Genomic DNA, 25,874 nt, shown 5'->3' with positions numbered 1-25,874 from the left:
CCGAAATCCCGCTCACTTCGGTCCGTCCCTTTCTTCCCGGTGGAGGCTGATCAGGGCGGCGGTGTCGACCTTGCCGCCGGTCTTGGTGGGGAAACGCTCGATCAGGTGCACCCTGATCGCCGGTGAGAACTGCCGGACCACGGACTCGACGCCGACCTGCACGTCGCGGTCACCCGGGGTGTCGGCGGTGCGGACGAAGGCGACCGTCAGCCGCTCGTCCTGGACGACCCGACAGTCGAGCACGCCGGCCAGGCCGGTCACCCGGTGCTCCAGGGCGGCGGCGTCGACCCGTACCCCGTTGACCTTGATCTGGCTGTCGCGGCGGCCGGCGTAGACCAGGTCGCCGTCCTGGTCGTCGACCAGGTCACCGGTGCGGTACGACGGCCGGCCCCCGGGGTCGGTGAACCGGCGGCTGACCGTACCGTCGCGCAGGTAGCCCAGGCAGACCAGCGGACCGCCGACGACCAGTTCGGGCCGGTCGGTACCGGGCTCGTCGAGATCGCGCAGGGTCTGCTCGCAGCCGTCCAACGCCCGACCGATGGGGATCGTCGCCGACGGCAGGGTCTCCGGCAGGTCGTAGCGGTGGGTGGCGAAGGTCGCCTCGGTGGGGCCGTACAGGTTGACGAACCGGTTGGTCAGGCCGGCCCGGCGGGCCTGCCGGTAGGTGGTGGCCCGGAACTGCTCACCGCCGCTGAAGATCCACCCGATGCCCGCCAGGCACTCCGGCATCGCCTCGACCAGCGTGGCGACGACGGCGGCCGGCAGCAGCACCCGGTCGACGGCGTACTTCTCGACCAGTTCCGGCCAGGCGAAGACGTCCTCGTTGACGTTCGGCAGGCAGACCACCCGTCCGCCGACCGCGACCGCCTTCCAGGTGTCGAACCACCACCCGTCGTACGCCGACAGGGCGAAACTGCCGGCGGTCAGCCGGTCGGTCACCGGCACGTCCAGGCCCCGGCAGCCGAACAACGCCACCAGGTTGCCCCGGGTCACCGCGACGGCCTTGCGGCTGCCGGTGCTGCCGGAGGTGAAGTTGACCGCCACGACCTCGGCGGGGATCCGCTGCGGCGGCAACGACTCGGCCGCGCGTTCCCGTTCGTCGACGGTCGGTCGCGGCGCGACGGTCACCGCGAGGGTGAGCTCGGGCCGGACCAGGTCCAGCTCGGCCGGGCCGAGCGTGCCGTCGTCGGCGATCGCCACGCAGCCGGTCCGCCAGGCCGCCAGCTGACCCGCGAAGCAGCCCAGCTTCGCCGGGGAGCAGACCCGCACCACCCGGACCGGACCGGCCGAGGTGATGCGCTCCTCGATCGTCGCGGCCAGCGCGTCGACCTGCTCCCAGGTGTACTCGGTACCGTCCTCGACCCAGAGCGTCCCGGTCGACCGCCAGCGGTCGCCGTGGAGCAGGTCGTGCCACTCGTCGGTCACAGTCGCAACCCCAGTTCGTCGATGACCATGCTGATGCTGATCACGCTCAGCCGGACGTCCCACTTGTCAGGTGTCTGTGCCGCGACCAACGCGTCGAGCGCGTCCGGCCGGAACACGCCGCTGTCGGCGACCAGTTCCCGCCAGGCCGCCAGGGTGGGTTGGTCGGCGATCGCCGACAGGCCGTACGCGGTGAAGCCCTGTTTCGCCCGGTGCAGCACGGGCTGCGGGACGATCCCGTCGTAGGCCTGCTTGAGGCACGCCTTGCCCTCGAAGTCGACGACCTTCTGCGTGTCGGCGGTACGCAGCCCCAGGTCCACCACGGAGTTGCCGAGGAACGGGTAGCGGCCCTCGACCGAGTTGGCCATCAGCATGGTGTCCCCGTGGTCGCCGAGCAGGTGCCCGCCGAGCTGGACGTACACGTCGGCGATCGAGCGCAGCTGCATCGGGGTCAGCTCGCCCAGCTCGTGGTCGTCGAAGGGGATCAGCCGGTCCCGCCAGAACTCCTGGCCGGCCAGGGCGGCGGTGGTGCCCGGGGCGAGGCAGAGCTCCCGTCGGCGTTCGACCTTGCGCCAGTCGACCTCCCAGGCGAAGTCTGCCCGACCCCAGGCCTGCTCGTTCTCAGCGCGCGGATCGCGGGTGCGGCGACGGGCCCCGTCGAAGGCGTACGAGTCGTAGCCGAAGAACAGCTCGTCGGCGCCCTCGCCGGAGATCACCCCCTTGAGCCCGGTGAGCCGGACCTGCCGCGAGAGCATCAGGGCGGCCACGTTGTAGGTCTCCCGCTGCGGATAGCAGCAGTGCCGCACCATCTGCTCGAACTCCGCGGCGACGTGTGCGGGGCTGCACCGGATCTGGTGGTGTTCGCTGCCCACCGCGTCGGCCACCTCACGCTGGAACCGGCCCTCGTCCAACGCGGCGTCGTCGAAGAGAACCGAGAAGGTACGCGGCGGTTTCTCCTGCAGTCGGGCGGCCTCCATGACCAGCGTGGTGGAGTCGAAGCCGCCGCTGAGGTAGGCGCCGATCTCCACGTCGGCGCGCAGCCGGTCGGCCACCGCCCGCTGCACGGTGTCCCGGATCTCCTCGGCCGAGGCCGGCTGGTCGGCGACGGCGAACTCGCCGTAGCGCCAGTACCGCAGGGTCGTCGGGGCGTGCGCGCCGAAGCGGACCAGGCAGCCCGGTGGCACCGCGCGCACGCCGCGCACCAGGGTCCGGGGGGCCACCACGTTGCCCAGCGACAGGTACTGGTCGACCGCGCCGACGTCGAGCTGCCACTGCACGGGAACGCTGCTGACCAGAGGTTTCAGCTCCGAGCAGAAGTGCGTGAGGCCGTCGACGTCGGCGTAGTACAGCGGGCAGACGCCGAACCGGTCCCGGCCGAGGTAGAGCTGGTTCTCCGCCCGGTCGAAGATGGCCGTGGCGAACTGCCCGTCGATGAGCGCGAGCCCGTCCGGGCCGTAGCGGGCGAACAGCTCCGGTACGACCGCCACGTCGACCCGGTTCGCCGGACGGGGACCGCCGAGCCGGGTGCGCAGCTCCGGCTCGTTGAACACCTCGCCGTTGGTCATCGCCACGTACCGCCCGCTGCGGTCCTCGGTGGGCTGCCAGCCGTCGGCGAGCGCGGTCATGCCGAGCCGGCCGAGCTTCATGGACAGGATCGGGGTGTTGAACGAGTACGTCTCGTCCGGTCCCCGGTGGACCAGCCGCGACTGCATCGCCGCGGTGACGCCCCGGTCGAGGGTGCCGTCGGGAGCGAAGGTCCCGCACAGACCGCACATCGTCACACGCTCCGTTCCGGCAGCCGGTCGGTCAGGGCCCGCAGGTCCTCGGCGCGCAGCACGTCACGGACCCCGACGTCGACCCAGCCCAGCTCCTTGAGCCGGGTGACCAGGACGACGGCCGAGGCGGAGTCGCCGCCGACGTCGAAGAAGTTGTCGTTCGGCCCGACGTCCTCCACGCCGGTGAGGGTCCGCACCAGGCGCAGCACCTCCTGGCCGGCGTCGGTGGCCGGGGCGGTGGGTCCGCCCGCCTCGGCGGCGGCCAGCCGGCCCGCCTGCAGCGCGTCCCGGTCGACCTTGCCGTTGCGGGTGTGCGGGAAGACCTCCACCCGGGTGAAGACCGAGGGGATCTTGTACGGGTCGAGCTGGCCCTCCAGGTGCCGGCGGACCGCGCGGGCGTCGGCGTCGCCCTGGTAGTAGCAGACCAGGGCGGCCAGGTCGGCGGCGTCCGCGCCGTCGTGGGTCTCGGCCACCACCACCGCGTCGCGTACCTCGGGCAGCCGGCACACGGCGCTCTCGATCTCACCGGGATCGAGCCGGTAGCCGCGTACCTTGACCTGGCGGTCGCGTCGTTCCACGTAGTACAGCCGGCCCGCGCGGGCCTCCACGACGTCGCCGGTGTGGTAGGCGGCCGTCTCCCCGGGCGTGCCGAAGGGCTGTACGCCCCGTTCGGTGAGGTAGCCGGCGGCCACACTGTTGCCGGTGATCACCAGCTCGCCCCGGGTGGCCGTGGCGGCCGGGTCGTCGAGGTCGCGGATCTGGTAGTCGCAGTCGCCCACCAGCTCGCCCAGCGGCACCGACTCGGCGCAGTCGTCGGCGTCGAGCGGGTCGGTAAGCAGGTTGCACACCGTTGTCTCGGTCAGCCCGTACGCGTTGTGGAAGCTCGCCACCGCCGACCACCGGCGCAGCACGGCCGGCCGGCACGCGCCGCCGCCGTTGATCACGTGCTTGAGGCTCATCGCCGTGGTGGGTTCGGTAACGGTGAGCGCGAACGGGGTGGTCTTGAGGTGGGTGACGCCGAAGCGCTCCAGGGTGTTCTGCAGCACCGGTCCGGGCGCGAGGTACGCCTCGTCCAGCACCACCAGGCGCGCCCCCGCGGTCAGCGTCCAGAGGATCTCGGTGATGCAGCCGTCGAAGGTCAGCCGGGCGAACTGCAGGGTCGTGTCGCCGGGGCCGATGCCCAGCCGGTCGACGTGGTCGCGTATCACCGCCGCCAGCGGGGCGGTGCGGACCAGGACGCACTTCGGTTTCCCGGTCGAGCCCGAGGTCTGGATGGCGTAGCACAGTTCACCGGCGGCGAACGGGAGGTCCGTCGGGGCCGCGTCGGCACAGCGCCACCGGTCCGGCACCTCGGTCAGCCGTACCGGGTCGTCGCCCGCACCCGGACGCGCCAGCACCCGGACGCCGAGCAGGCGCAGCTTCTCGGAGTTCGACGCCTCGCTGTCGCGGCGGTCGACGAAGACGAACGGCCGGCCGGCGCGCATCGCCCCGACCATGGCCACGATCGCGCCGGCGCCCCGGTCGGCCTGGATGCCGACGAACTCGCCGGGCACGGTACCGGCCTCGATCCGGTGCGCGACGTCCTCGACGAGCTCACCGAACCTGCGGTAGCTGATGGTGGTGTCCACGGTGCGCAGGGCGTCGCGGTCCGGATGGTCGCGCACGGCGCGGGCGACTCCGTCGACGACGGACATCTGCAGGGTTTCCATCTCGCCTCGGCTTCCTCTCGGTTGGCGGACGCGCCGCGCGCGGGCGTCTGGAGCTGTCGTTCAGATCGACCGGACGTAACCGCCGTCGCAGGGGATCCCCACGCCGGTCAGGTACGCCGCCCGGTCACTGGCCAGGAAGGACACCAACTCCCCCACGTCCTGCGGGGTTCCGTACCGGCCCACCGGGATGGCGGCCAGCGTCGCGGTGCGTACCGCGTCGGGGTCGCTGCCGGCGCGGGCGGCGCCGGCGGCCTCGACCGACCGGAGCCGATCGGTGTCGATCTTGCCGGGGATGACGTGGTTGACCGTGATGCCGAACCGGCCCACGCTCTCGGCCAGCAGTTTCAGGTAGGACTGCACCGCGGCCCGGACCACCGAGGAGGCGGCCAGGCCGGTGATCGGCGTGGCCAGCGAGCTGGAGGTGACCGCGACCAGCCGCCCCCACCGGTTGTCCCGCATCGTCGGGAGCACCGCCTCGACCGCGCTGTGCAGCGACAGGAGCATCAGGTCGACCGCCTGCCGCAGCTGTGCGGTGGAGAGGCCCTCGACCGTGCCGGCCGCGGCGCCCGGCGAGTTGAGCAGCACGACGTCGTACGGCCCGGTCTCGGCGACCCGCTTGCCGACCTCGTCGGGTCGGGCGAAGTCGCAGGCGAACGAGGAGTGCCCGGTGCCGGGCAGGCCACCGGCCGTCTCGCCGGCCCGCGCCGGATCGGTGCCCTGCACGGTCACCGAGTGACCGTCGCGGGCCAGGCAGCGCGCCACCCCGAGACCGATCCCCCGGGTGCCGCAGAGCACCAGGGCACGTCGCCCCGCCGAGCCGTCCACCTGAGCGCTCACCGGACCGGGTGGGTGAGCGTGCCGACGTGTTCCACCACGGCCTGGACCGTGTCGCCGGGGTTGATCACGGCGGCGCCGGGCGTGCCGGTGCAGATGACCGTGCCGGGACGCAGCGTCCGTCCGGCGCTGAAGTACTCCACCAGGTAGCCCAGGTCGTACTTCATGTCCGCCGGGGTGGCCGAGGCGATCTTCTCCCCGTTGCGCACCGTGGTGATCTGCAGGGACTGCAGGAGGTCGTCGCCGAACTCGTCCAGGCCGACCAGCACCGGTCCCAGACTGCAGAAGGTGTCGAAGCCCTTGGCCCACGGGATGTAGCGGGGGTTCTCCCGGATCACGTCCTCGGCGGTCATGTCGACCACGGCGGTGACCCCGGCCACCACGGAGCGCCAGTCCTCGCGGGAGACGTTCTTGGCGGTGCGACCGACGACCAGACCCAGTTCCGCCTCGGCGGTCACCCTGGTGGACTGTCGGGGCAGCTCGATGGTGCCACCGTTGCCCACCAGGGTGCCGCTGGGCCGCAGGTACGAACCGGGACCGGAGGCGGGCTGGGAGGTGTTCAGGTCCTCGGAGTGGTGCCGGTAGTTGAGCCCGGCGCCCCAGATGTCGGCGTCGGCGTCGGCGATCGCCCCGGCCACCGCCAGGTCGACCTCGACGGTCTCCAGCCGGTCGACCTGGTCGTCGACGGCGGCGGCGATCGCGCGCAGCTGGGGTACGCCCACGATGTCGGCGATGCGGGTGACGCTCTCGTATCCGGAAATGCTCGTCAGCCGGAACCAGGCGTCGTGACGCCCCACGACGATCTCCGTCGCTCCGGACTCTCCCACTCTGGCCAGTCGCACTGTCTTCTCCCGTGTCACGTCGGCTAGGCGGCGATCTTGTCCAGCAGCACGGCCCCGTTCGGGAAGCTGCTGGACGTGGTGGTGAAGGGGCTCGGGGCGGTGGTGAAACTGTTGGCCGCGGCGTAGAAGTCGGCCTTGCGGGCGCTCTGCCTGGCGATCCGGACCGCCGCCTCCATCAGGCACGCGGGGTCGGTGTCGCACTGGGCGGCCAGCTCCGCGATCAGCGGGAAGAAACCGGAGTGGATGCCGATGACCCCACCGAGCACCTGCATGGTGCGGTCCTCGGGAATGACGTCCATGTTGGCCCGGCAGTACTCGGCCAGCCTGGCCAGTTCCCGGTAGTCGAACAGGTCGTCCTGGGAGAGTTTGATGATGCCGGCCAGCGCCTCGATGGCCGCGTTGCCCGAGCCCCGACCGACGCCGTTGAGGGTGCCGTCCACCATGGTGGCGCCGGCCTCGATGGCGACCATGGTGTTGACGTTGGCCATGCCGAGGTTGTCGTGGCCGTGGAAACCCACGACCGGGAAGCGCTGCTTGACCGCGGCGACGTACCGCTGCACGTCGGAGGGGAGCATCGCGCCGTAGGAGTCGACCACGTAGACCCCGGCCACCGCCGGGCTCACCCCGTCGAGCATGTCGACGAGCTGGTCGACCGGGGTGGCGCTGGTCTTCATCAGGTTCAGGTAGACCTGTCCGCACAGGTCGGTGGCGCGGTTGAGGTAGTCCAGGTGCTGCCCGACCCGGTCGGGCTCCAGGCCGACCCGGACGAACGACATGCCCCGGTAGGTCATCTCGGCGATGGTCTCCAGCCGGGTGAACTCGGGTTGGGCGAACATGCCCCACGGTTTGTTCGTCAGGGTCGAGTTGGCAAGTTCGCACCAGCGGTGGTGGTTGATGCTGCCGGCCTTGGCCCCGGCCCGCTCCGCCTCCAGCCCGATCCCGTGGCCGATCTCGACCCGCGGTATTCGGCTCTCGTTCAGATTGGCGAGAAGATGGGACACGAAGCCCTCGTCGAAATTGAAGTCGACGGCGTACGAACCTTCGCGCAGTGTGCAGTCGAGCAGCTCGACGCCCGACTTGTCTGCGAGCAGACCACTTGCCAACAACATTCCGTGCACCCCTCGATCGAAACGTCGCCCGCCACACCGCGGGCCCGTTTGACGTACTGACTGATGATTGGATCGGCACAGCAGCAATGACGTATGCCAATCTGCCACTTTGCCCGATTTACGTTTTCGCGGACCGACCTCCTCTTTGGGGCGACTTCTTTCGGGCAGGATTCAGCTGCGCCTCGACAGCGCCTCGGCAAAGCTCGAAAGTTTCGTCCCCGCCTTTGGTTCGGTCAATCTCTATTGCTGTAAGCGAGATTATGGCCCGCCGTCGATGCCCGCAAGACTCCGCTCCCCGTGGGAATGGCGCGTTCTGCACAACCGTCCTCCAGACTTCTGGTTTAGCCCGACGAGACAGCGTGTGACGTGCGCGAATGTGACCGACCGCCGGACGCCGAACGGTGCACTCGACTGTGGACGAAGCCCCGACCGAGAACTGCGACCGTTTCCGCAGAATGTCGATAGCTGACCGTTTACCGCCCGGAAATCTGGGTACCGGGCCCGGTTCTGTCGATGACCACGCGGGTGGACGGCGCCGCCACCACTGGCGTGACCCCGCCCACGTCCAGGCGAAATCCCAGGTCAGCGTCGAACCAACCGCCGTCGGCAGCCGTTTGACCGGCGACTGTCCGGGGGTAGTGCCGAGCACCGAACCGGCCCGCCCGGTGATCGACACCGGGTGGTACCGGTCGGAGCGGAAAGAGGACCGAACAGATGCGCCACTGGTGGAGGTCGGCCGGCCGACGGTTGCGGCAGGACTGGATGCGGGTGGTCGAGGCGGCGGTGGCCGCCACCATCGCCTGGTTCGTCGCCGCCCGACTGATCGGGCACCCGGACCCGTTCTTCGCCCCGACGGCCGCGCTGGTCGTCCTGGGCGAGGCGCGGGGCAAGCGGATCCGGCAGAGCGTCGAGATCATCCTCGGGGTGGCGGCCGGGGTGCTGGTGGCCGAACTGGCCGTGCAGGCGCTCGGCTCGGGCCCGGTTGCCGTCTTCACCGTGCTTGCCCTGACCATCGGTCTGATGACCGCCATCGGGGCGAGCAGCACCCTGGTCGTGCAGGCCGCGGTCTCGGCCCTCTACCTGGTCGCGGTGGCCGCGCCGGCGGGCAACCTCGTGCCGTTCCGGTTCGTCGACGCGATGGTCGGCGGTGCGGTGGCGCTGGCCGTGGCCCAGTTGCTGGCCGTCCGCAGCCCCCTGGACGAGCTGGTCACGCAGGTACGGCAGTCCTTCGCCGACCTGCACGAGGTGCTGCACGAGATCAACGGATCCCTGCAGCGGTGCGACGAACCGGCCGCCCAGGCGGCGCTGGAGCGGGCCCGGGAGGTGGACGGCTGCGTGGAGCGGCTACAGACCGCCGTGTCGGCCGCGGCCGAGTCGCTGCGGCTGGGGCTGCGGCACCGCCGCCGGATCGACCAGGTACGCCAGGTGCAGGCCTCGGCCCGGCAGCTCGACTACGCGGCCCGCAACATCCGGGTGCTGGCCCGCGCCGGGGCGACCCTGGCCCGGCAGCACACCGCCACCCCACCGGAGCTGGGCGACGCGATCCGGGCACTCGCCGAGGCCGTCCACGCCGCGGGCGAGGCACTCGCCACCGACCTGGCCGGCCGCGCCGACGCCGACCGGCACGCCGAACAGGCCGACACGGCGGCCCTGCGGGCGGTACGGCTGGCCGCCGGGCTGCTCGACTCGGACCAACCGCTGCCGGTGACCATGATCGTCGGCCAGATCCGGGCCACCGCCATCGACCTGATGCGCGGGGTGGGTCAGGACGCCGGCGGGGTGCTGGACCGGGTGGACGAGGCGCTGGGCCTGACCGGCGTCGACCGGCCGGGCGGCCAGGAAGCAGGGCCGGGCGGTCAGGAACCGTCGAAGCGGTCGGTCAACGCGTAGCGCAGCAGCACCACGTCGCCGAGTTGACGGACCTCGGCCAGCCGGGCCCGGCTGCCGGAGTGCCAGGGGAAACTGCCGTCACCGACGAACCGGGGCGCCCGGCGGTCACCGACGAAGAAGGGCGCGACCACCAGGTGCAGCTCGTCGGCGAGGCCGGCGGTGAGGAACTGCGCGTGCATCGACGAGCCGCCCTCCACCATCAGCCGACGCACCCCCCGGGCGGCCAGGTCACGCAGGGTCCGCCCCAGGTCCACCGGGTCACCCATCTCCACCACGCTGGCCAGGTGGCCGAGGCGTTCCTGGGCCTTGGCCACCGCCGACGACGCGCAGTAGACGATCCGGTCGGTCTCGCCGGTGGTGAAGAACCGCGCCTGCGGGTCCAGGTCACCCCGGCCGGTCACGGTGACCCGTACCGGTGAGGCCGGTCGCCCGGCGGCGACCCGCGCGCGACGCCGCCGGGCCGAGCGCACCAGCAGCCGCGGATCGTCCCGGCGGACCGTCTGCGCGCCTACCAGGATCGCGTCACAACTGGCCCGGACCGCGTCGATGCGGTCCAGGTCCTCGTCGTTGGAGAGCATCAACCGCTCCTCGGTGGCGTCGTCGATGTACCCGTCGATCGAGGCCGCACAGCTGAGCAGTACGTACGGTCGCTCACCCACCGACTCGGCTCCCCCGCCCGGCACCGCTGATCCCGGACCCGGCCGCCGCGCCGTTCAACCCACGAAGGGCAGGTCGGCGGTACGGGCCCGGCTGGCCTTGGCGGCCAGGTACTCCGCGTTGGCCGGGGAGAGGAACACCCCGGTCGGCACCACCTGGCTGACCGTGATGCCGAGCTTGTCGAGCTGCTCGGCCTTGTCCGGGTTGTTGCTCAGCAGGTCGATCCGGGACACCCCGAGGGTGGCCAGCATCTGGGCGGCGACGGTGTAGTCCCGCTCGTCCTCGCCCCGGCCCAGCGCCACGTTGGCCTGGTAGGTGTCCAGTCCGGCGTCCTGCAACGCGTAGGCGTCGAGCTTGGCGTACAGGCCGATGCCCCGGCCCTCCTGCCGCAGGTAGAGCAGGAAACCGCCGACCTCGGCGATGCGTTCGACCGCCTCCCGCAGCTGCGGGCCGCAGTCGCACCGCTGGCTGCCGAACACGTCACCGGTCAGGCACTCGCTGTGCGGACGTACCAGTGTCGGTGGCCCGTCCGCGGCCGCCTGACGTTCGACGGCGCCGGCCCAGTCACCGAGACCGAGCGCGAGGTGCTCCCGACCGTCCACCAGCGCCTCGAAGGTGAAGACGCGGGCGGTGGTGGCGTACCCGTCGGGGAAGCAGAGCGGCACGGTGACCTGGGTACGGACCGTTGCGACAGGCATTTCGTACATGGGGCTCCTTGTCAGACGCTGCCGGCCACGCCGACACCTTTCGTACCGGTGTACGGATACTCAACCATCCGTCACGGGTTCTCGCAGGACAGGCCGCCGGAACCGCCAGGCCAGCAGCACGGCGGCACCGGGCAGGCTGGACACCAGCACCAGCGCCCCGTACACCATCGCGGTGGCCACGCCCTCGGCGGCGCTCAGGCCGGCGGCGGCGAACGCCCACGCGGCCACCCCCTCGCGGGGGCCGAACCCGGCGACGTTCAGCGGCAGGCCCATGGCGAGCAGGGCCAGCAGGATCAGCGGCACCAGCCGGGACAGTGGCGCCTCGGCACCCACGGTCCGGGCCGCGACCAGGAAGGTGGCCAGGTGGCCGGCGACGGCCAGCACCGAGGCCACCAGCACCCCGGGCCAGGTCCGCCCGGCCAGCAGCCCACCGCGTACGTCGGCGACCGAGGCCCGCACCGCCCGGGCCCACCGCGACGGCCCGGAGCGGGGCAGCAACCGGGCCAGCAGGACCAGGCCGAGCAGGACCAGTGCCGACACCACCAGTGCCGCCGGCAGGAACCGGCGCACCGGTGACGGCAGGGTGCCGAGCACCAGCACCGCGACCGCGACCAGGACGACCTGCCCGGCGACGCGTTCCCACACCACGGCCCGCACGCCCCGGCCGAGGTCGCCGACGTCGCGGCCGTGGCGTACCGCGCGGTGCACGTCGCCGAGCACCCCGCCGGGCAGCGTGGCGTTGAGGAAGACGGCACGGTAGCAGTGCGCCACCGCGGTGCCCAGCGGCAGCCGGACGCCCAGGCCGCCGGCGACCAGGCTCCACCGCCAGGCGCAGCACAGCGTGGTCAGCGCGCCGAGGCCGAGCGCCGCGGCGAGGACCGGCGCGTCGATCAGGCGCAGCCCGGCCAGGACCGGGCCGCTGCCGACCTGCCAGACCAGCAGGCCGAGCAGGGCCAGGCCGCCGACGGTACGCAGCCACGCGCCACGGGAGGAGGTCCGCGACCGCTCACCGCCCGCCACCCGAACCTCCCGAAGATCATGAACCTCACCCGCAGGTACGCGGGCCGGGGCCGAAGGGTTCACCCGCCGGCCGGCCCGGACGGGGAGCCCACCGCGGCGCCGGCGAGCAGGTCGGCGTGCTCGACCACCACCCGCAGCCGCCCGTCGGCGGCCTCGGCCCGGCGCCGACGCGTGTACCCGTCGGCCGCCGCGGCCAACTCCGGCCGCTGCTCGACGGCGGCGGTCAGCCACTCGGTGAGCCACCGCACCGCCAGCGCCGCCTGGTCCGCGCCGAGCAGCCAGTCGCTGGAGCGGACCTGGACGTCGACCCCGTGCCGGGTGAAGGCCGCCACGCAGGCCTCCACCGCGTCCGGCCCGAGCAGGCGCCGGCCATCCACGGTACGCCGCTGGTGGGCGTTGAACGCGGCGTTGAACTCGTCGTCGAGCGGATCAGCCGGCTCGATGCGCACCCGGCCGACGACCGAGACCATGAACAGTGCCGGAACGCCGGCGCCGGCGCAGGCCGCGACGATCCGCTCCAGTTCCTCGGCGGTGAGCATGTCCAGCAGCGCGGAGGCGGTGACCAGGTCGGCGGCGGCCAGGTCGGCGGCGGTGAGCCGGGAGATGTCGCGCCGACAGGGCTCGGCGGTGACCGGTGCGCCGTCGGCGGCCGTGGTCACCATGCCGGCGGCGGCCCGGGCCAGCAGGTCGTCGTCGCGGTCGTAGAGCACCCAGTGCTGCGGGCCGGCCAGCCGGGGGGCCAGCCACCGCCCCATCGAGCCGGTGCCGGTGCCCAGGTCGTGGACCGACCGGATGGCCCCGCCGGCCGGCGGGGTGCGCAGCGGCTCGACGAGGTCGGCCGCGCGGGCGGCCGCGTCGGCGGCCTCCCGCAGCCCCAACCAGTCCGCGAAGGTGAGGTGCTCGGTCATGTCGCCTCTTCCAGAACCTGTGCGATGACGGCCGACGGGTGCGACCAGTCGGTGAGGGTGTCGCGGCGGCGGTGGGCGGCCTGCCGCAACCGGGTCCGTAGCGTGTCGTCGTCGAGCCAGCGGCGCAGCGCCTCGGCCAGCGCCGCCGGCTGCCCGGCTGGCACCAGCAGGCCCGGCCGCTGCCCGTCGGCGGTCTCCCCCAGCGCCTCGGGTACCCCGCCGACGGAGCTGGCCAGCACCGGCAGGCCCCGGGCCAGCGCCTCGGTGACCACCATCCCGTACGTCTCGGCGTGCGAGGGCAGCACCAGCAGGTCGGCGGCGGCGTACGCGGCGGCGAGCCCACCTGCGGTACGCGGGCCGACCAGGTGTATCCGGGCGTCGAGCCGGTGGGCCCGGATCAGCGCGCGGACCCGGTCGACGAAGCCCGCATCGACGGTCAGCGACCCGACCAGGGTGCAGCTCCACCCGTCGTCGTCGAGCGCGGCGAGGGCCTCGACCAGCACGTCCTGCCCCTTGTGCGGGGCCAGGGCGGCGACACAGAGCAGCGCCGAGCCGGTGTCGCTGCCGGTGGCCGGCGGCGCGGGGTCCACCCCGGGGCGGGCGACCCGGACCCGGTCGGCCGGCAGCGCGTACCGGTCGAGCAGTTCGCGTCGGGTCCACCCGCTGGTGGTGACCACCGCCGCCGCCGTGGCCAGGGCGCGGGCCTCGGCGTCGTCGTGCAACGGCATGTGCACCAGCACGACCAGGCGCAGCCGGTCGGCGTGCGCGGCGAGGACCGCCGGCACCGTCGAGGCGACCAGCCCGTCCAGCAGCACCACGCCGCCCACCGGCAGCCCGGCGAGCACCCGGTCCAGGGCGCTGCGGGCCGGCTCGTCGGGGTGCGGCCAACCGCCCGCCAGGGCGTGTTCCCGTACCGTCCAGCCGGCGGCGGTGAGCCCGGACAGGACCCGCCGGTCGTAGTGGTTGCCGCCGCTGGGGGTCCCCGGGTCGTCGATGTCGCCCGGCAGCACCACGTACACCACGCGGGGCCCGACGGGACCTCGACCGGCGTCGGGCTCCGTGCCGCGCACGGGTCAGAGGGTCCGCTCGTAGCTGCACCAGGCCACGTGCGACTCGTGCAGGGTGACGGTGATGCCGGCCAGGTCGCGGGCCGACTCGCCGAGGGCACCGGCGTGCGCCCGGTCGGCGAGGCGGTCGGCGATGGTGCGGGCGAGGACCTCGGTGGTGGTGTTCTGCCCGGCGAAGTCGGGCTCGTCGTCGAGGTTGCGGTAGTTGAGCTGCGCCAGGACGGCCTTCAGCTCGTCGGTGACCAGGCCGATGTCGGCCACGATGCCGTTGTCGTCGAGCTCGGCCCGGCGCAGCGTGGCGTCCACCACGAACGTCGCGCCGTGCAGCTTCTGGGCCGGGCCGAACACCTCGCCCTGGAAACTGTGGGCGATCATGATGTGGTCCCGAACGGTGACGCTGAACATGGTCTCACTCTCCGTCGTAGCTGATCAGGTGGCACAACGCGGGCAGCCGCCCGGCGGACAGGTCGGCGAGCACCTCGGGCAGGTCCGCGAAGGCGGACGTGCCGGTGATCAGGGCGTCGAACGCCGGGTCGGCGAGCAGGTCGAGGGCGACGGCGAGCCGGTCGGCGTAGCGGCGGCTGGCACGGCGGGCCGGCGCGACCATGCCGACCTGGCTGCTGCGCACGGTCAGCCGGCCGGAGTGGAAGGCCCCGCCCAGGTGCAGGGTCACCGGGCGGTCGCCGTACCAGCTCAGCTCCAGCACGGTGCCCTCCGGGGCGAGCAGCTCCAGGCCGCGTTGCAGCCCGTCGGCGCTGGCGCTGGCGTGTACCACCAGGTCCCGGCCGGTCGCGGCGTCGGCCGGGTGGGCGAAGTCCACCCCGAGCGCGGCGGCGACGTCCGCCCGGCCCGCGTCGGTGTCGACCAGCTGCACCCGGACGCCGGGGAAGCGGGCGAGCAGGGCAGCCACGCCACAGCCGACCATGCCGGCGCCGATCACGGTGACCCGGTCACCGACCAGCGGTGGGGCGTCCCACAGCGCGTTGACGGCGGTCTCCACGGTGCCGGCCAGCACCGCCCGCGCCGCCGGCACCCCGTCGGGTACGCACACCACCGCGTCGGCGGGCACCACGTACGCGCTCTGGTGCGGGTACAGGCAGAAGACGGTACGGCCGAGCAGGTCGGCGCGGCCGGCCTCGACGACGCCGACGTTGAGGTAGCCGTACTTCACCGGGGCCGGGAAGTCGCCCTCCTGGAACGGGGCGCGCATGGTGGCGTGCTGGTCGGCCGGCACCCGGCCGGTGAAGACAAGCGTCTCGGTGCCCCGGCTGACCCCGGTGTGCAGGGTGCGGACCAGCACCTCGTCGGGGCCGGGCGTCGGCAGCGACACCGGCCGGATCTCACCCTCGCCGGGCGCGCGCAACCAGAAGGCCCGAGCCTCACGTGTCACCGGTGTCTCCTCGTCTGCCGCTGGCGGAGCCGTCCCGCTCCCGGTCGGCGGAGTTTTCGATCATAGTCACGTGGCACGGGCGCCACCGGTTCGAACACTGTCCGTGGCCACCGTCACCATCCGGCTCGTCGCGCGTACCCCGCGTCCGCCCCGGTGGTAGGCCCACGGCGGGGAAGATCGTCGCTGTCGGCTATCCCACCGGCGCGGCGGTGGAACCGGAGGGCCCCGGCGAGCGACTATCGGTTCATGGGGTGTGAGCAGTGGCGGGAGATCCTGTCGGCACAGTTGGACGGTGAGGAGACGCCGGCCGAACGGGTCGCCGCCCAGGGGCATCTGGACGGCTGCGCGGCCTGCCGGGGCTGGTGGGAGGCGGCGGCGGGGGTCACCAGGCGGGCGCGTACCCGGGTGGTGCCGGTGGTTCCCGACCTGACCGACGCGATCCTGGCGGCGGCGCCGCCGACGGTGCGGCCCCGCCGCCGGCTGCCGGCCTGGCTGCCGGTGCCCGGCGCGGCGGCCGGCCGGTGGGCGTCGGGTCTGGCCTGGGACCGCTGGCGGCCCCGGGTGGTGACGCTGCTGCGGGCCGCCCTCGGCCTGCTCGGCGCGGTGCAGCTGGTGCTCGGTCTGGTGCAGGTCGCGCGGGGCGGAACCGACCACGTGCACGCCACCGGCCAGCACCTGTGGCACGAGGCCGCCGCCTGGAACGTCGCCGTCGGGGCGGGTTTCGTCTTCGTCGCCCTGCGCCGGACCCCGCCGGCCGGGCTGCTGCCGATGCTCAGCGCGTTCGTCGCCACCCTGCTGCTGCTGTCGGTGAACGACCTGGTCACCTCCCAGGTCGCCGTGCAGCGGCTGGCCAGTCACGGGTTTCTGGTCGGGGGGTACCTGATCACCGTGTTGCTGTCGCGTCCGGGGCTGCGTCCGAACGGGCCGCCGCCGCAGCAGCGTCGACCGTCGGGATCACGCTGGCGGCTCCAGCTCGACGACGCCCCACCACCGCCGGCACCGCTGCGGCTGGTCCCGCCGTACTCCGCCCAGGCCAGCGAGCGCCGCGCCGCGTAACGCGGCCGGGGTGACGGGCCGGGTGGTGGCACCCCGCCCGGGCCGCCGGGTGGCACCGCGGACCGGGCGGCGGGTGGGTCAGGCGGTGCCGCGCCGGGACAGCGGCACCGGCCGGGCCACCGGGGGTGCCATCGCGGCGACCAGGTCCTCCCGGGCCCGGGCCACCCGGGACCGGATGGTGCCCACCGGGCAGCCGCACACCCGGGCCGCCTCGGCGTAGGACAGGCCGAGGATCTGGGTGGCGACGAACGCCTCCCGCCGGTCCGGGGAGAGCCCGTCGACGATGCTGCGCAACGTCACCTCGTCGTCGTGGCCGGAGGCCGCCGGGGCGCCGGTCTCGTCGGCGAAGCGGTGCCAGTCCGCCACACCGGTGGTCCGGGGACGGGTCACGGCGGCCCGGACGTGGTCGACGGCCACCCGCCGGGCGATGGCGAACAACCAGGTCCGCGCGGACGATCGGCCGGCGAAGCCGGGCAGGCTCCGCCAGGCCCGCAGGTACGTCTCCTGCACCAGGTCGTCGACCTCGCGTACCTCGGACAGGTGGGTCAGGAACCGGCGTACGTCGTGCTGGGTGGCCCGGACCAGGGCCGCCGCGGCGGCGTGATCACCCCGCCCCGCGGCCAGGGCATACCCGGTGATTTCGTCAGCCGACTCTGGACCGGTCACTGTGCCACCTCTCCGTCGACCGTTGCCACCGACCATTGGTCGCTGCCGGCCCCGGTGGGGTTCCCGCCGATCTGCTTGTTCTCGGTCGTCACCGTCGGTTACCGTCGCCGCCCGGAGGTCGCCCCGCGGCAGCCGGGCCGGTGGGCGGGACGGGAGAGCTGATGCGGGAGCTGATCGCGGTCGTCGGTCGACTGCTCGGCGGAGGTGGCACACGGGTTCTCACCCCGCTGGGCGCGGGTACCGACCACCTCGCGTACGACGTCGACGGCGAGTTCGTGCTCCGGGTCCGCCGCGACCGGCAAGCGGCGGACGGGCCGGCCGGGGACGGGCCGGCAGTGAACGGGCCGGCGGCGATCCGGCGGGAGATCCGGGTCCTCGACGCCGTCGCCCGGGTGTCGCCGATCCCGGTGCCGGAGGTCGTGGCCGCCGCACCCGACGACGGCCTGCTGGTGGTGCGCCGGTTGGCCGGCACGTCCCTGCTGGACCAGCCGTGCCCGACCCCCGGTCGGCTGGTCGGTCAACTCGCCGACTTCCTGCACGCCGTGCACTCCCTCGATGCCGGCCTCGGCGAACCGGACGAGCAGCCGCTGGCCGCCTACCTCGCCGAGGCCGTCGCGGCGCTGCCGCGGATCACCCCGGTGCTCTCGGCGGACCAGCACCGCCTGGTGGTGGACTTCCTGAGCCGTACTCCCCCGCCGGAGCCACCGGCGACCGTGTTCTGCCACGCCGACCTGGGCGCCGAGCACCTGCTGGCCGGGGCGGACCGGACCCGGCTGACCGGGGTGCTCGACTGGTCCGACGCCGCCCGCACCGACCCGGCGAGGGACCTCGGTCGCCTCTACCGGGACCTCGGCCCGTCCCCCGCCGCACGGACCGGCGCGCGCCTGACCGGCACCGGAGCCGGCGACCTGGTGGCGCGGGCCGCCTTCCACGCCCGCTGCGCGCTGATCGAGGATCTGGACTTCGGGCTGACCGAGGGCGACCACCGGTACGTCGCGGCCGCCCTCGCCCGACTGCACCGGACCTTCACCGGTGCGCCACCGGAGCACGGGTGAGCCGCAGCCCTTTGGCGACCGGCGGCGGTAGCCGACGGGGTCAACTGTTGTACGGCAGGGTGGGGAACCACCCGAAGCCGAACCGGGCCGGCAGGCGCAGGTCCCAGTAGACCACCGTGAACACCCCGAGCGCGATCAGCAGGGTCCCGCTGATCACCGCGGTCCGGGTGGGCGAGCCGGCCAGCCACCGCAGCAGCCGCCCCCGACTGCCCACGATGAGCAGGGCGAACAGCGCCGCGACGAACACGATGTTGCCCACCGACTGCAACACGAACGCGGCGGCACCGTACAACGGGTTGCCGGTCTCGACCGCCCACTCGAACAGCTTGCGGAACAGCGGGAAGGGGCGGCCGATCAGGAACCCGCCGATCAACGCGCCGAGGGTGACCACCCGGGCCATCGGTCGGCGGGCGAACGGGTCGGGCAGCACACCCAGCACGGCCAGCCCCAGGTAGGTGAAGGCCAGGCCGACGAGGCCGAAGACCACGGCGGACTGGATGAGCCGGACCGGCATACCGCCGGCGGTGGCGCTGGACAGCTGGGGCAACCGGTCGCCGAGCAGCACCCCGACGAAGCCGTACGCCGCCGAGACGACCACCGCGCCCACCACCAGCCACCCCAGCGGCCGCAGCAGCACCCGCAGGCCGGTACGGGTCGGCACCGCCCCGCTCGGTTCCCCGCCGGGACGGGTACCGGCGTGGCTCATCGGCCCGATCGAGGCGGCCATCGCGATGTTGCAGGCGGTGAAGGTGCCGGCCAGTCCGGAGACGAACGCGAAGAACATTCCGGCGAACGTGCCGCCGATGGCGGTGGCCTTGGCGTCGTGACCCAGCAGGGCGTTGGCCACGGTGTCGCCGATGACGTGGTCCACGAACTCGAAGGACCAGAGGACGGCCAGCGCGAACCCGGCCGCCACGCTCACGCCGATCAGCCGGCCCCGGTGGGCCGGACGGGGCTCCCCGACGGCCCCGGTCACCCGGTCACGGTCCATGACGGACATGGATTCTCCTCTCGGTTGGTACCTCTGGTGTCCGACCTCGCTTCATCGGCCACCGATGTCAGCGCTGGGCGGGTGACATCAACGCCCATCATCGGTGCCGACGTCCGGCGGTGGCATCTTCGTCGTTGCTCTGCCGGGTCCGGCCCGGCCACCGGGCACCAGCACGGCGGGGTGAGACGATCAGTACCCAGGGTGGTCGAACGCCCATCGGGGGACCGAAGGAGCATGATCAGGCATGGATCGCGACATTCTCTCGTTCTACGCCCGCCCCACGGCGACGGTTCCGGCCGGCCGACACGCGCAGAGCTTCGTCGGCCTGCCCGACGACGTCGGCGGGCTGGTCCGGATCGTCCAGCACCTGGTGGTCTACGACGTGGCCGCTGCCGACCTCTACGGCTTCGACGTGCCCCCGCACCGCGCCGACGAGATCCACCTGCGCAGCACCGAGGAGAAGCTCGACGCCGTACTGGCCCTGGACGACCGGCCGCTGGCCGTGGCGCGTCCGGTGCCGCAGCGCCTGGTCGGGCGGTGCCACCACTACGTACTGCTGCTGGTGTCGCTGCTGCGCTCCCGGGGCGTCCCGGCGCGCGCCCGGTGCGGCTTCGGGGCGTACTTCAACCCGCCGCACTTCGAGGACCACTGGGTCTGCGAGTACTGGAACGCGGCCGAGGAACGGTGGGCCCTGGCCGATCCGCAGCTCGACGAGGTGTGGCGGGCGACGCTCGGTGTCGACCACGACATCCTGGACATGCCCCGGGACCAGTTCCTGGTCGCCGGCGACGCCTGGATCCAGTGCCGCAGGCAGGAGCAGGACCCCGACCGGTTCGGCGTGGGGTTCGTCGACCTGCACGGGCTCTGGTACGTCGCCGGCAACGTGGTCCGTGATCTGGCCGCGCTGAACAGGGTGGAGCTGCTGCCGTGGGACGCCTGGGGCGCCCAGCCGCAGCCCGACCAGTGGCTCGACGACGACCAGCTGGCCTTCTTCGACCGGCTCGCCGCGCTCGGCCGCGACCCGGACAGCTCCTTCGCCGAGCTGCGTGAGCTCTTCGACACCGACGACCGGGTACGCGTACCCGGGCAGGTCTTCAACTCGCTGCGGGAGCGCCCCGAGCCGCTGCGGTACTGACCGCAGCGGGATCGGCCCGAAAACGGGCTACCCATAAAACCTATCGGGTTAGTAGAGTACGCTTCCGCGCCGACATCTGTCGATGCGATCGACTCGGCACGGCCGACCCGAGGAGCACGTCCATGCATACCGTCGCCACCCGCCGCCCCGCCCGCCGAGACCGCCTGGTCACGGCCCTGCTCACCATCGTGGCGCTGGCCGCGACCGTCGGCCTCACCGGTTGCGGTGACGCCGACGCCGGTGGTGCTGGTGACCGGCCACTGCGGATCGGCTACCAGCGGTTCGGCGGTCTGAGCCTGGTCAAGGCGCGAAACGCCGCCCCGGAGGCGCAGTGGTCGTTGTTCGAGAGTGGTCCGGCGTTGACCGAGGCACTCAAGGCCGGTTCGATCGACCTCGGGCAGACCGGCGAGGCGCCACCGGTCTTCGCCGCCGCCGCGAAGATCCCCTTCTCGATCGTCGGCAGCTCCGCGCCGGTGCCCCGGGGCGAGGCGGTGCTGGTCAGGGCCGACAGCCCGTACCGCAGCTTCGCCGACCTCAAAGGACGCACGGTCGCCCTGAACAAGGGCTCCAATGTGCACTGGCTGCTGGTGAAGCTGTTGGCGGCCCACGGGATGACCCTGACCGACATCGAGGTGCGGTACCTCAAGCCGGCCGAGGGGCGGCCGGCGTTCGACAACGGGCAGGTCGACGCCTGGATCATCTGGGACCCGTACTTCGCCCTGGCCGAGCGCCCCGAGGTGCGGGTACTCGCCGACGCCACCGGTCTGGCCAGCAACCGCGAGTACCTGCTCGCCGCGCCCGGGGTGCTCAAGGACCGGGCGGAGGCCCTGCGCGCCTTCCTGGCCACCTACCGCGAGGTCACCGACTGGGGCATCGCCCACCCCGACGAGCGCGCCCGGGTCCTCGCGCCGGAGCTGAAGATCCCCGAGGAGACCGCCCACCGGGCCCTGGCGCGCAGCGCCCAGCCGCTGGCTCCGCTCACCCCCGCGATCGGCGACGAACTACAGGCCATCGCGGACGGTTTCGTCGCCCTGGACCTCATCCCCGGCCCGGTCGACCTGCGGTCCCGCCTCGACGACCGGTACGCCGAGGTGCTCGGGTGAGCGGCACGACGCTGGCCCGGTCGCCCCTGCCGACCCCCGCCGCCGTGGCAGCCCCGGCGGCCCGACCGACCCGGTCGGGGCGGCGGTGGCGGCGAGCCGTCAGTCCGGCGCTGCTGCTCGCCGGCTGGGAGCTGGCCGCCCGCTCCGGTCTGCTGCCGGCGGAGAAGCTGCCGGCGGCGAGCACCGTGCTCCACACCGGATGGCGGCTGGCCCGCGACGGCACCCTGGCCGGCCACCTGTTCGACTCGCTCGCCCGGGCCGGTCTCGGCCTGCTGATCGGCGGCGGACTCGCCCTGCTCCTGGGCGGCCTGGCCGGCCTGCTGCGACTCGGTGACGACCTGGTCGACCCACCCGTGCAGATGGCCCGGATGCTGCCCCACCTCGGGCTCGTCCCACTGCTGATCATCTGGGTCGGGATCGGCGAGCCCCTGAAGATCACCCTGGTCGCGCTGGGCGCGTTCTTCCCGATCTACTTCAACACCTACGCGGGCATCCGGGACATCGACGAACGACTGGTCGAGGCGGCCCGCACCTGCGGGCTGGGGCAACTCGCCCGGTTGCGGCACGTCATCCTGCCCGGCGCGCTGCCGGCACTCTTCCTCGGCCTGCGACTGGCCATCGGGGCCGCCTGGCTCAGCCTGGTCGTCGGTGAACAGGTGAACGCCCAGAGCGGCATCGGCTTCCTGATGATGGAGGCCCGTGAGTTCAGCCAGACCGACGTGGTGGTGCTCGGGCTGCTCGTCTACGCGTTGCTCGGGCTGGCGTCCGACCTGGCCCTTCGGGTGGTCGAGAGGAGGACGCTCTCGTGGCGACGCGGACTACGGGCGAGCTGAGCAGGTCCGCGCCGGTGCTGACCGCCCACCGGGTACGCCGGGCGTTCGGGCCGACCGTGGTGCTGGCCGGCGTCGAGCTGCGGATCGCCCCCGGCGAGGTGGTCGCGCTGCTGGGCGGCAGCGGCTCGGGCAAGAGCACCCTGCTGCGGGTGCTCGCCGGGCTGGACCGGGAGGCCACCGGTGAGACCACCGTACACGGTACGGCCGCCGTGGTGTTCCAGGAACACCGGCTGCTGCCCTGGAAGCGGGTGGCCGCCAACGTCGCACTCGGGCTGACCGGTCCGGACGTCCTCGGCCGGGTCGACCGGGCGTTGGCCGAGGTCGGGCTCGCCGACCGGCACCGGGCCTGGCCCGCCGAACTCTCCGGCGGGCAGGCCCAGCGGGTGGCCGTGGCCCGTGCGCTGGTCCGTGAGCCCGACCTGCTCCTGCTCGACGAGCCGTTCGGCGCCCTCGACGCGCTCACCCGGCTGCGGATGCAGGCGCTGCTGCGTCGGCTGCGTGCCGAGCACGGCTTCGCCGCGCTGCTGGTCACGCACGACGTGGAGGAGGCGCTGTTGCTGGCCGACCGGGTGCTGCTGCTCGACGGCGGGGTGATCGCCGAGGAGGTGACCGTCGCGCTCGGTACCACCCGCACCCCCGATGCCGAGGCCTTCGGCGTACTACGTCGCCATCTGCTCGACCGCCTGGGCGTACCCGCGTCCTGACCCGACCGGAGGACCGATGACCCGCTGGACCCCCGACCCGACCTTCTACCCCTCCCCCCGGCTGGCGGCGACCGCACCTGCCGAGAAGCTCGCCTACGTGGCGGCCTTCGACCGCAGCGCGCAGCGCCCCGACGCGATCGTGGTGCTCGACACCGACCCCGACTCCCCCGACTACGGGCGGGTGGTCGGCTGGACCGACCTGCCGTACACCGGCGACGAGGTCCACCACTTCGGCTGGAACGCGTGCAGCAGTGCGCTCTGCCCGACCGCCCCGCACCCGCACGTGGAGCGGCGTTACCTGATCGTGCCCGGCCTACGGTCGTCCCGGATCCATGTCGTCGACACCCGGCCCGACCCGCGTACGCCGACGGTGGTCAAGGTGATCGACGCGCGGGAGCTGGCCGAGCGGGCCGGTTACTCCCGGCCGCACACCGTGCACTGTGGCCCGGACGGCATCTACGTCTCCGCGCTGGGCGGCGCCGACGGTGCCGAGGGCCCCGGCGGCATCGCGGTGCTCGACCACACCAGCTTCGACGTACGCGGGGCGTGGGAGTCCGACCGGGGGCCGCAGGAGTTCGCGTACGACTTCTGGTGGCACCTCAACCACGACGTGCTGGTGACCAGCGAATGGGGCACCCCGTCGATGATCGAGGATGGGATCGTCGGTGAGCTGCTGCTGGGCCGCCGCTACGGGCACGCGATCCACGTCTGGGATCTGGCCAGCCGCCGGCACGTGCAGCGGCTGGACCTCGGTGACGCGTACCAGATGCCGTTGGAGCTGCGTCCGGCGCACGACCCGACGCGCACGTACGGGTTCGTCGGGGTGGTGATCAACGTCGAGGACCTGTCCGCCTCGGTCTGGCTCTGGCACCGCGACGGTGCCGGCTGGGCGGTCACCAAGGTCATCGACATACCCGCCGAGCCGGCCGACCCCGCCGACCTGCCCGACCTGCTCGCGCCGTTCGGTGCGGTGCCGCCGCTGGTCACCGACATCGACCTGTCGGTGGACGACCGGTTCCTCTACGTCTCCTGCTGGGGCACGGGTGAGCTGCGCCAGTACGACGTCAGCGACCCGTTCCACCCGGTGCTGACCGGTTCGGTGCGCCTCGGCGGCATCGTCCGGCGTACCCCTCATCCGGGTGCGCCGGACGAGCCTCTCGCGGGCGGCCCGCAGATGGTCGAGGTGAGCCGCGACGGTCGCCGGGTGTACGTCTCCAACTCGCTCTACGGCTCCTGGGACGACCAGTTCTACCCGGACGGGGTCGGCGCGTGGCTGGCCAGACTCGACGTCGACACCGACGCCGGTGGCCTGCGGCCGGACCTGCGGTTCTTTCCGCGCGGGGCGGACTTCCGGGGGCTGCGCGTGCACCAGACCCGGTTGCAGGGCGGGGACGCCTCCTCCGACTCGTACTGTTTCCCGTGACCGGGGCGACCTGGGTGGTGTTGGCCGTCCTCGGCGCGGCGCACGGACTGAACCCGGCCATGGGGTGGCTCTTCGCGGTGGCCCGGGGCCTGCAGGAGGGCCGCCGGTCGGCGCTGCTCTGGTCGCTGCCGCCGATCGCACTGGGTCACCTGGCCTCGGTCGGTGTGGTCGCCGCGCTGGTCAGCGCCACCCGTTCGGTCAGCACGGGTAGCGTCGTGGCGGTCGCCGGTGGGCTGCTGCTGGTCGGCTTCGGGTTGTGGCGGTTGCTCTCCGAGCGTCACTTCCGGTGGGTCGGGATGCGGTTGTCGGCCACCCAGTTGGTCGGCTGGTCGTTTCTGATGTCCTCGGCGCACGGTGCCGGGTTGATGCTGCTGCCGGTGCTGCTGGCCCATCCGCCGGCAGGTGACGCAGCGGGGCACGGCGGGCACCTGGCCGCCGCCGGGGCCGGGGCGCTGCCAGGGTTGGCCGCGGCCGGGGTGCACACGGTCGCCATGTTCGGCGTCGCCCTCGTCGTCGCCCTGCTGGTACACGAGGTGCTCGGGGTGGGGATGCTGCGCCGCGCCTGGTTCAACGTCGACCGGCTCTGGGCCGGGGTGCTGGTGACCGCGGGCCTGGTCACGCTGTTGCGGGCCTGACCCGCGGACCACCACCCGGTGCCGCCCACCACCCGGCCCGGCCTAGACTGGAACGACGTTCCACTCTAGGAGGCCGCATGCTGCCCCGATCCTGGCTCTACGTCCCGGGCCACCGCGAGCGGATGCTCGCCCGCGCCCTGACCAGCGACGCCGACGCGCTCATCGCCGATCTGGAGGACGGTGTCGCCGCGGCGGAACGCCCACAGGCCCGCGAGTTGCTGACCCGCTGGCTCGGTGACCGGCCGGTCGACGGGCCGGCGGTCTGGGTACGCGTCTGCCCGAGCGCGCTGGACGAGGACCTCGACGCGGTCGTCCGTCCCGGGCTCGACGGGATCGTGGTGGCCAAGGTCGACGACGCCGAACTGCTGCACCGGGTGGACGCCACGCTGACCCGGCTGGAGCAGGAGCGGGGGTTGCCCGTCGGGCGGATCGCGGTGTCCCCCCGGGTCGAGTCGGCCCGGGGGCTGCGCCGGATCGACGCGATCGCGGCGGCCCCCCGGATGCTGCTGCTCGGCCTCGGTGAGGCCGACCTCGTCGCCGACCTGGGCCTGCGGCCGGGACCGGACGGGCTGGAGCTGCTGCCGGCACGCTTCGAGGTGGTGGCCGCCTCCGCCGCCGCCGGGCTGGCCGCGCCGGTCGGGCCGGCCTCGGTGAACTACCGCGACCTGGACCGGCTGCGCGCCGAGACGACCACCCTGCGGCACCTGGGCTTCGGTGGCCGGACCGCCATCCACCCGGCCCAACTGCCGGTGATCAACGAGGTCTTCACCCCCTCGGCCGACGAGGTCGCGGCGGCCGAGCGGGTACTGGCGGCGTACGCGGCCGGCGACGGCGGCGCGGTGGCGGTGGCCGGTACCGGCACGATGGTCGACGAGGCGGTGGCCCGCTCCGCCCGCGCGGTGCTGGCCCGCGCCCGCCGTTGACCACCACACATCCCCACTGT

25 protein-coding genes are annotated in these 25,874 nt (G+C 73.2%); 10 read left to right on the top strand and 15 right to left on the bottom strand.

The features are described 5' to 3' along the window. Window positions 1–12: 12 nt before the first annotated feature. From ACN28G_RS10955 to ACN28G_RS10930, 6 genes are all read right to left on the bottom strand, one after another. A complete protein-coding gene (locus ACN28G_RS10955; RefSeq protein ID WP_421479039.1) occupies window positions 13–1,425 on the bottom strand; it encodes an AMP-binding protein in 1,413 nt (470 codons plus the stop codon). Further along, entirely contained in the window at window positions 1,422–3,197 is a 1,776-nt protein-coding gene (asnB, locus tag ACN28G_RS10950; protein ID WP_421479038.1) for an asparagine synthase (glutamine-hydrolyzing), read from the bottom strand. Before asnB ends, ACN28G_RS10955 begins: the two co-directional genes overlap by 4 nt. A 2-nt stretch (window positions 3,198–3,199) precedes the next feature. Continuing rightward, the gene (locus tag ACN28G_RS10945) at window positions 3,200–4,906 is read right to left on the bottom strand and encodes a non-ribosomal peptide synthetase (RefSeq protein WP_421479037.1); all 1,707 of its coding nucleotides are present in this window, start codon (window positions 4,904–4,906) and stop codon (window positions 3,200–3,202) included. A gap of 60 nt (window positions 4,907–4,966) precedes the next feature. After that, window positions 4,967–5,743, bottom strand: a complete 777-nt coding sequence (locus tag ACN28G_RS10940; protein ID WP_421479036.1) for an SDR family oxidoreductase — start codon at window positions 5,741–5,743, stop codon at window positions 4,967–4,969. Continuing rightward, entirely contained in the window at window positions 5,740–6,537 is a 798-nt protein-coding gene (locus tag ACN28G_RS10935; protein ID WP_421479035.1) for a fumarylacetoacetate hydrolase family protein, read from the bottom strand. Before ACN28G_RS10935 ends, ACN28G_RS10940 begins: the two co-directional genes overlap by 4 nt. Before the next feature lie 68 nt (window positions 6,538–6,605). Next, window positions 6,606–7,691: a hypothetical protein gene (locus tag ACN28G_RS10930; protein ID WP_091438230.1), complete on the bottom strand. Its 1,086-nt coding sequence runs from the start codon at window positions 7,689–7,691 to the stop codon at window positions 6,606–6,608. A 714-nt stretch (window positions 7,692–8,405) separates the two neighbouring features. Here ACN28G_RS10930 and ACN28G_RS10925 point away from each other — a divergent pair. Next, complete coding sequence (locus ACN28G_RS10925; RefSeq protein WP_421479034.1) at window positions 8,406–9,581, top strand: FUSC family protein; 1,176 nt, start codon at window positions 8,406–8,408, stop codon at window positions 9,579–9,581. On the opposite strand, the gene ACN28G_RS10920 is transcribed toward ACN28G_RS10925, so the two are convergent. The 7 genes from ACN28G_RS10920 to ACN28G_RS10890 all read right to left on the bottom strand — a co-directional run bounded on the left by ACN28G_RS10920 (window position 9,548) and on the right by ACN28G_RS10890 (window position 15,330). Further along, complete coding sequence (locus ACN28G_RS10920; RefSeq protein ID WP_091446459.1) at window positions 9,548–10,240, bottom strand: RibD family protein; 693 nt, start codon at window positions 10,238–10,240, stop codon at window positions 9,548–9,550. The genes ACN28G_RS10925 and ACN28G_RS10920 overlap by 34 nt on opposite strands. Window positions 10,241–10,294: 54 nt before the next feature. After that, entirely contained in the window at window positions 10,295–10,936 is a 642-nt protein-coding gene (locus ACN28G_RS10915) for a GTP cyclohydrolase II (protein WP_373868349.1), read from the bottom strand. Between the two features lie 69 nt (window positions 10,937–11,005). After that, window positions 11,006–11,965: a lysylphosphatidylglycerol synthase domain-containing protein gene (locus ACN28G_RS10910; RefSeq protein WP_091438221.1), complete on the bottom strand. Its 960-nt coding sequence runs from the start codon at window positions 11,963–11,965 to the stop codon at window positions 11,006–11,008. Between the two features lie 59 nt (window positions 11,966–12,024). Next, entirely contained in the window at window positions 12,025–12,873 is an 849-nt protein-coding gene (locus tag ACN28G_RS10905; RefSeq protein WP_091438218.1) for a methyltransferase domain-containing protein, read from the bottom strand. Further along, window positions 12,870–13,943, bottom strand: coding sequence for a glycosyltransferase family 4 protein (locus ACN28G_RS10900; RefSeq protein ID WP_421479033.1), 1,074 nt, complete (start codon window positions 13,941–13,943; stop codon window positions 12,870–12,872). Before ACN28G_RS10900 ends, ACN28G_RS10905 begins: the two co-directional genes overlap by 4 nt. A gap of 3 nt (window positions 13,944–13,946) precedes the next feature. Further along, window positions 13,947–14,345 (bottom strand): 6-pyruvoyl trahydropterin synthase family protein, encoded by a 399-nt coding sequence (locus ACN28G_RS10895; RefSeq protein ID WP_091438216.1) that lies wholly within the window; start codon window positions 14,343–14,345, stop codon window positions 13,947–13,949. Between the two features lie 4 nt (window positions 14,346–14,349). Continuing rightward, window positions 14,350–15,330 (bottom strand): zinc-dependent alcohol dehydrogenase, encoded by a 981-nt coding sequence (locus ACN28G_RS10890; RefSeq protein WP_421479032.1) that lies wholly within the window; start codon window positions 15,328–15,330, stop codon window positions 14,350–14,352. A 246-nt stretch (window positions 15,331–15,576) separates the two neighbouring features. Between ACN28G_RS10890 and ACN28G_RS10885 the strand changes: the two genes are divergently transcribed. Then, window positions 15,577–16,386 (top strand): zf-HC2 domain-containing protein, encoded by an 810-nt coding sequence (locus ACN28G_RS10885; protein WP_091438210.1) that lies wholly within the window; start codon window positions 15,577–15,579, stop codon window positions 16,384–16,386. 78 nt (window positions 16,387–16,464) lie between these two features. Here the strand turns inward: ACN28G_RS10885 and ACN28G_RS10880 are convergent, their stop codons facing one another. Beyond that, window positions 16,465–17,088, bottom strand: coding sequence for a sigma-70 family RNA polymerase sigma factor (locus tag ACN28G_RS10880; protein WP_091438207.1), 624 nt, complete (start codon window positions 17,086–17,088; stop codon window positions 16,465–16,467). Between the two features lie 125 nt (window positions 17,089–17,213). Here ACN28G_RS10880 and ACN28G_RS10875 point away from each other — a divergent pair, with 125 nt between their 5' ends. Then, a complete protein-coding gene (locus ACN28G_RS10875) occupies window positions 17,214–18,107 on the top strand; it encodes a phosphotransferase family protein (RefSeq protein WP_421479031.1) in 894 nt (297 codons plus the stop codon). 40 nt (window positions 18,108–18,147) lie between these two features. Here ACN28G_RS10875 and ACN28G_RS10870 read toward each other — a convergent pair whose 3' ends face one another. Beyond that, window positions 18,148–19,107: a hypothetical protein gene (locus ACN28G_RS10870; RefSeq protein WP_091438202.1), complete on the bottom strand. Its 960-nt coding sequence runs from the start codon at window positions 19,105–19,107 to the stop codon at window positions 18,148–18,150. Between the two features lie 235 nt (window positions 19,108–19,342). On the opposite strand from ACN28G_RS10870, the gene ACN28G_RS10865 reads away from it, so the two are divergent. The 7 genes from ACN28G_RS10865 to ACN28G_RS10835 all read left to right on the top strand — a co-directional run bounded on the left by ACN28G_RS10865 (window position 19,343) and on the right by ACN28G_RS10835 (window position 25,854). Beyond that, window positions 19,343–20,233, top strand: coding sequence for a transglutaminase domain-containing protein (locus ACN28G_RS10865; protein ID WP_421479030.1), 891 nt, complete (start codon window positions 19,343–19,345; stop codon window positions 20,231–20,233). A gap of 122 nt (window positions 20,234–20,355) precedes the next feature. Next, window positions 20,356–21,336 carry an aliphatic sulfonate ABC transporter substrate-binding protein gene (locus ACN28G_RS10860; protein ID WP_091438196.1) on the top strand — a complete coding sequence of 327 codons (981 nt, stop codon included), beginning with the start codon at window positions 20,356–20,358 and terminating at the stop codon, window positions 21,334–21,336. Next, the gene (locus tag ACN28G_RS10855; protein WP_091438193.1) at window positions 21,333–22,169 is read left to right on the top strand and encodes an ABC transporter permease; all 837 of its coding nucleotides are present in this window, start codon (window positions 21,333–21,335) and stop codon (window positions 22,167–22,169) included. Before ACN28G_RS10860 ends, ACN28G_RS10855 begins: the two co-directional genes overlap by 4 nt. Next, complete coding sequence (locus tag ACN28G_RS10850; protein ID WP_091438190.1) at window positions 22,142–22,873, top strand: ABC transporter ATP-binding protein; 732 nt, start codon at window positions 22,142–22,144, stop codon at window positions 22,871–22,873. The genes ACN28G_RS10855 and ACN28G_RS10850 overlap by 28 nt, the downstream gene beginning before the upstream one ends. Before the next feature lie 16 nt (window positions 22,874–22,889). Beyond that, on the top strand, window positions 22,890–24,296 hold the full coding sequence (locus tag ACN28G_RS10845; RefSeq protein ID WP_091438187.1) for a selenium-binding family protein: 1,407 nt from the start codon (window positions 22,890–22,892) through the stop codon (window positions 24,294–24,296). Next, a complete protein-coding gene (locus ACN28G_RS10840) occupies window positions 24,293–24,931 on the top strand; it encodes a hypothetical protein (protein ID WP_421479029.1) in 639 nt (212 codons plus the stop codon). The genes ACN28G_RS10845 and ACN28G_RS10840 overlap by 4 nt, the downstream gene beginning before the upstream one ends. Window positions 24,932–25,008: 77 nt before the next feature. Then, window positions 25,009–25,854: an HpcH/HpaI aldolase/citrate lyase family protein gene (locus ACN28G_RS10835; RefSeq protein WP_421479028.1), complete on the top strand. Its 846-nt coding sequence runs from the start codon at window positions 25,009–25,011 to the stop codon at window positions 25,852–25,854. Window positions 25,855–25,874: the final 20 nt, after the last annotated feature.

It is taken from the genome of Micromonospora sp. WMMA1923, from assembly GCF_049179195.1.
GTDB lineage: Bacteria > Actinomycetota > Actinomycetes > Mycobacteriales > Micromonosporaceae > Micromonospora > Micromonospora yangpuensis.
The sequence above is the reverse complement of the archived record's forward strand: the minus strand, read 5'-3'. Positions and strand labels throughout refer to the sequence as shown.